This window comes from Bradyrhizobium sp. P5_C11_2 (genome assembly GCF_054049755.1).
Genome location: NZ_JBFULT010000482.1, coordinates 1 through 5,863, shown reverse-complemented (window position 1 = coordinate 5,863; position 5,863 = coordinate 1). Strand labels below are relative to the sequence as shown.

Here is a 5,863-nt window from a genome sequence, read left to right as displayed (position 1 = left end):
CTCCAGCGCTTCGTCGGGCCGCCCCAAATAGGCGAGCGTCAAGGCGCTCAAACCCCATGCGAACGCCAAGTTCTCGTTGAGGGCGAGCGCCCGCCCAAAAAGCTCCATCGCTTCTCCCGGTGATTTTCCCATGAAAGAGAGGATGTGCCCGGCCACGGCCAGCGCAAACGGATCGTCGGGGTCGAGTTCGATGGCGCGCCGCGACACGATGAGGGCGCGCGCCCGGTCGCCGTCGGGATCCAGCGACCAACCTTCGCCAAACTGGAAGTTCAGCCACCACGCAAGGTAGGCATGGGCCTGCGCATAGGACGGATCGAGCACGATCGCCCGTTCCAGCAGTTGACCCGCCTCCCGGTGGCTTTCTTCGGTGAGGAGATACAGAAGCGACATCGCGCGGAGGACGCAGTGGAATGCATCCAAACTCTCGGTCGGGCGGTCAGCGACGCGAGCCGTCTCAACCGCACGGACGCGCGGCTCAATGGAGGACAGTATGCTTGAGGCAATACGATCCTGAAATTCGAACAGGTCGTCGGTAGATCCCTCGTACTTCTGGGCCCAGATCGCGACATTCCCCAAAATGTCGGTCAACTCCGTATTGATTCTCAGTCGCGTGCCCTGGCGTTGCACGCTGCCGTCGAGCAGGTAACGAACATCGAGCTCAGTGGCGATCTGTCGCAAGTCTTTTCCCCCGGCGCGATAACGAAGGGTAGAATTGCGCGCAATGACGTAAAGTGACCGATTTTTGGAGAGGCCGGTAATGATCGAGTCTGTGATCCCCTCACCGTAATAGTTGTCGTCGTCGGTACCGCTAATCGTGCGGAACGGCAGCACGGCGAGCGTCGGCCTCGACGCCCATTGCAGGTATGGCTGCGCGAGCTGGTGGTCTTTGTCTCCCTCGGTCCATTCGACGGAATATACATGAACGGTTCGCATGATATTTTTCATCACAGGCGCGCCGAGGTGATGAAATGTCAGTGGCAATCGATTCATGACATAGTCGCGGACCGCCGCCGTGACGACTATTTGGCCGGGCTGCGCGGCCTGGTGGATACGAGAAGCAACGTTAACGCCGTCCCCCTGCAATATTCCATCCTCGTCGATGATATCGTCGACGTTGATGCCAATGCGAAGATGCAGCGCGAATGGATCCTTGTCGCCGACGGCGCGCTCTTGAACACGCTGAACGTCGGTAGCCCAACGCACCGCGTTCACAACGCTCGGGAATTCGACCAGCACTGCGTCGCCTGCGATCTCGGCGATCCGTCCACCGTGCCGAGCCATGTGAGGCTCCATAATCTCGGTCCGCAACGCTTTCCAGCGCATGACGGTATCGACGTCCCTCAGACCCATGAGCCGGGAAAAGCCGGCTACATCGGCAAAAGCTATGGCAGCAAGCCGCCTCGTAATGATTGACGGCGCGATGGATGGCGCCTCTGTCGCTTGCTCAGCCTGATTCATGCGCACATTGTCATTTTAAAGGACCAAGTACCCCGGCACCTTCCGAGCAGTGACGCGCGATCGCGGAACACTACAACATTCGGTTGACCCGCGCGACCATCATTGAGCTGGCGTCTCGTTGTCCCGCCAGTGTCTTGCGACACGAAGCCCGGAACCACGAGGTGGTCCTCAAACCAGACTTGACGTCCGTCCCCCGCCCCCAAAAGAGCCGGCGTCACCCTACAGAAATGCCAACATCCGCCTCGGGTCATTCGCGACCGGGTCGAGCCAGCAGCAATTCCGACCAATGTCCGCTCGGAAGTCAATTCAGAGAGGCCACGCTGACGACCGCCAAGCTGGTCGAACTCGCCCTGGACGAGTTCTATGCCACGCTGAGCAGCGAGCAGAAGGCGCGCTTCAACACGCTGCAGCAGGTCGCGAGCCCGTGAGGGCAGCACTCGTGGGAGTTGCACCGCTGTCCTGTGCCGCTCGATGCAGGTGCGTAGCACCTCGACCATCGACTTGCCCCACCAGTCGATGAAGAGGATCTCGATCTCTCAATAGCCGGATTTCTCTTGAGGCTGCCTGCGTCGGAAGATCGCAATGCCGGCCGCTGCCAACAACGAACCATTCCGCCACCCGTGCGTTGAAAGTTGTGGGCGATTTCGAGTTTGGGAGCGAGGATCATGCTTCCGCGTGGCGTTTGCCTGACGGCTTTTTTGGTTGGTGTCTCGATGCTGGCGACGAGCGTCGGCGCGTCCGCCCAGGGACCAGGCCAGGGACACGGAAGGGGTGGACCAGGGCCGGCGGCAGCGCCGGCGGCCCGGCCGGCACCACCACCTGCCATGGCTCGTCCGGCAGCACCACCTGCCATGGCGCGGCCCGCCGCGCCGGCGTTCCATCCCCCTTCCATGCCGCAGCGACCGACCATGGCGCCGCATCCGGCGCCGCACATCGCCTCACCACCGCCGCGCCCAACTCCCCACTTCGCTGCGCCGCCGCCGCGAGCCGCCCCGCATGTGGCGGCGCCGCGGCCTGAATTCCATCGGGCACCGGCCGCGCCGCAACGTCCGGCGATGGCACCGCGACCGGCGCCGCAGATCGCCGCCCCGTCACGGCCAAACGCACCGCCGGCCGTGAGCGAGCGGCTGTCGCGACGGGAGCAGATCGACCAGCGCGCGCAACAGCATCAGCAGCAGATCCAGCAGCGCCAGCAGATGGTGCAGCAGCGGCAGCGCGAGGTGCTGTCGCGCCAGACCGCGGAGCGCCAGACCCGGATCGATCGCCTGCAGCAGCGCGTGCAGCAATTGCAAACGCAAAAGCCGGAAGGCGCGCGGGCGCAGCGCGAGCAGCAACGGATGCTTCAGACGCAGAACCGCCTGCTGCAACGCGAGCAGCGCACGCAGCAAACTGATCTGGCGCGCCAGCAGCGGCTGGGACTGCAGGCTCCCACTGCAACCGCTGCGGCAACCGCAGCGGCGGCCGCCGCGCGAGCCGCCGAGCGCGGGCGGTTTGCCGGGCGCTTCCGCGAGCAGGCAACTGCGCAAACCCAAGCGGCCCTCATCACCCGCCAGAGCGGCTGGGCGCCCCGGCAGGCCTGGCGACACCGCCATCCCGCGGTGTTCGTGGCGTGGCTTGGGCCGGTGTTCTGGCCTTACGCCTATTCCGACATTTTTGACTACACGTTCTGGTCCTATGCTTACGAGCCGGGCTATTGGGCGTACGCGTATGACGACTTCGTCGACACCGTGTTCTGGGGTGGTGACAGCCCCTATGCCGCCTATGCCAGCATCAACCCGTACGACTATCCGCAAGCCGGCGGCGGCTCCCGCCCGCGCCAGCGCGCCAGCGCGAGCCCGCAAACGCTGCAGCAATTGTGCGGCACACCGGACAAGGGCGTCACCGCCTGGCCGCTTGCCGATATCGCGCGGGCGGTGCGGCCGACGCCGGAGCAACGCGCGTTGCTCGACGCATTGAAGACCGCGGCGGCCAACGCGGCCGGTGCGTTCAAGGACTCCTGCGCGGAGACTTATGCACTGACCCCGCCCGGCCGCTTGCGCGCGATGATGAACCGCGTCAGCGCGACGCTGGAAGCCGTCAAGATCGTGCGACCGGCGCTGGAGAATTTCTACAACTCGCTCAGTGACGAGCAGCAGGCCCGCTTCAACGCGCTCGGCCCCAATATCGGCGAGCGCTCGCCGCCGCAGCAGCAGGAAGCCGGTACGCAGGAAGCCCGCGCCGAAGCCTGCGGCGATCCGAAGTCCGGCCTGACCCAGTTGCCGATCCAGAGGATCGAGTCTGCGCTCCATCCCGCGGGCAAGCAGAAGGAGGCGCTCGACCGCCTCAGCGAAGCGACGGCGAAGGGCGTTGAGGGCCTGCAGGCGGCCTGTCCGAACGAGGTGCCGCTGACGCCGGTCGGACGGCTGGAGGCGATGCAGCGCCGGCTCGAGGCCATGCTGACGGCCGCCAGGCTGGTCGAGCCCGCCCTGGACGAGTTCTATGCCACGCTGAGCAGCGAGCAGAAGGCGCGCTTCAACACGCTGCAACAGGTCGCGAGCCCGTGAGGGCAGCGTCCGCGGGAGCTACACCGCCGTCTTGTGCCGCGCGACGCAGGTACGCAGCACGTCGGTCATCCCGGTCCTAAACCAGCGCAAGTGTATCGGGTGCAGTCCCGGTAAACACCCTGACACTCGAACGATGGCAACTGGTTCAGACGACGACAGTCGCGATTACGTGCACGACAGGTGTTTATGCATTGCTGCTTGGCCATCTGAGCGGGCGACCATCACCACTCCGGAAGCCGGATCGTCGGTCCGATATCCTCGGGACCCGGCAGGCCCGGAGCCGGCGGTCGCGGCTCGTTCGCAGGCGGAAGCAAATTGCCCCAGTCCGTTCGCGCTCGCATCTGGTCAACCGTTGCCGGGCTGACGAAGTTGCCACCCTCACGTATCTGCCACCCGCCCCCGAGCGCCCGAAACACCGCAGTGAGGCCGAGCGGAACGTTGGCCGAGGCGCCGGCCAGGCTGTTCTGCGCTTGAAGGAGATTCTGTTCGGCGGTCAGTACGGTGGTAAATGACGTCGCGCCCTGCTCATACTGCTCAAGTGCGATCCTGAGGGCACCATTTGCCGCCTCAACGCTGCGGCGAAGATACGCGGCCTGGTTCCGGGATTGCAGATATGTCGCAAGACCGTTGTCCACCTCCTGCTGGGCACTCAACACGGTGTTCTGATAGTCGATCAGCAATTGCTGGAGCTTGGCATCCTGCAAACGAATGTTGTTGGTGATCTGCCCGTAGTTGAGGAGATTCCATTGAAACGACGGGCCCGCAGCATACGCCACGCCCTTCCAACTGACGACTTGACCGAGGTTATGGCCGTTGGCGGTACTGGCCGAGCCGCCGAACGTGCCCGTAATGCTGATTGCCGGATAGAGTTGCGTCGTGGCGATTCCGATCTGCGCGCTCTGCGCCAGCGCGGCGAGTTCGGCGGCGCGGACGTCCGGTCTCCGGCGCAGCAGATCCGCAGGTATGCCAACAACGACGGAGGCGGGCGGCAACGGTATCCTGCCAGCAGATCGTGAAAGCAACATGCCGAGCGACTGCGGCGGAACGCCGAGCAGGACGCAAAGCGCGTTTTGTCCCTGCTGCAATTGTATCGTCAATTGGGGTATTGCCGCACGGGTCTGCTCGAGGACGTTCGTCGCCTGGAAAACATCAAGCTCCGACGTCCCGCCGCCCGTGAACTTTGCCTTTGCGACACTAAGCGCCTGCTCCTGCCTGCGGACATTGGCCCGTGCAATTCCGATCAACTGCTCCGTTGTGCGGATACCGATATAAGTTGCGGTCACATCGGCCAGAAGCGACACCAGAACGCCGTCATAAGTCGCAATCGACGCCAGGTACACGGCATCGGCGGATTCAACTCCGCGACGAAACTTGCCCCAGAAGTCCAGCTCCCAGGCTGCCTGCGCAGCAAGAGCATCGGTCCAGAAATATGAAGGCGTCGCGTTTGGTCCTGCCAGCGGCGTCGCCGCGCTGGTCCGATTGTAAATTACCGACCCCACTCCTTGCTGCACCTGCGGATAGCTTATGCCGATGGCTATTCCCAGCACCGCACGTGCTTGCAGCACCCGAGTCCCTGCGCTCTCCAGCGTCAGGTTTTGGTTGTACGCAATCTGGATCAGCTTGTTGAGGGTCGGATCGCGAAAGCCTTCCCACCAATGTTCGTACTCACGCGGGCCGGATTTAACCGAGCGATTGTCTGCGCCACGAAATTTTTCGGCAAGCGGAGCGACAGGCGCTGTAAAATTCGGCCCAATCGTACATGCCACGGTTGGCAGGAGAAGTGCAGCTACAAGCAACCCACGAATTGACCAGCCAACGGCGCCGATATTTTGCCGCTGCCCAAACGGTGCTTGATGCTGCGT

5 protein-coding genes are annotated in these 5,863 nt (G+C 63.7%); 2 read left to right on the top strand and 3 right to left on the bottom strand.

All coding sequences use genetic code 11. The annotated features are described in order from the left end of the window. Positions 1 to 1,458: hypothetical protein (locus ACXJL8_RS31635; RefSeq protein WP_456686202.1), on the bottom strand; the 1,458-nt coding region annotated here is incomplete at its 3' end. Between the two features lie 227 nt (positions 1,459 to 1,685). Between ACXJL8_RS31635 and ACXJL8_RS31630 the strand changes: the two genes are divergently transcribed. Next, a complete protein-coding gene (locus ACXJL8_RS31630) occupies positions 1,686 to 1,886 on the top strand; it encodes a Spy/CpxP family protein refolding chaperone (RefSeq protein WP_456623130.1) in 201 nt (66 codons plus the stop codon). Positions 1,887 to 2,549: 663 nt separating this feature from the next. On the opposite strand, the gene ACXJL8_RS31625 is transcribed toward ACXJL8_RS31630, so the two are convergent. Further along, positions 2,550 to 2,990, bottom strand: a complete 441-nt coding sequence (locus tag ACXJL8_RS31625; RefSeq protein WP_456686201.1) for a hypothetical protein — start codon at positions 2,988 to 2,990, stop codon at positions 2,550 to 2,552. A 72-nt stretch (positions 2,991 to 3,062) separates the two neighbouring features. Here ACXJL8_RS31625 and ACXJL8_RS31620 point away from each other — a divergent pair, with 72 nt between their 5' ends. Next, positions 3,063 to 4,001: a Spy/CpxP family protein refolding chaperone gene (locus tag ACXJL8_RS31620; RefSeq protein ID WP_456686200.1), complete on the top strand. Its 939-nt coding sequence runs from the start codon at positions 3,063 to 3,065 to the stop codon at positions 3,999 to 4,001. 221 nt (positions 4,002 to 4,222) lie between these two features. On the opposite strand, the gene ACXJL8_RS31615 is transcribed toward ACXJL8_RS31620, so the two are convergent. Then, positions 4,223 to 5,863, bottom strand: a 1,641-nt coding sequence (locus ACXJL8_RS31615) for an efflux transporter outer membrane subunit (RefSeq protein WP_456686199.1), incomplete at its 5' end; no start/stop codon positions are given.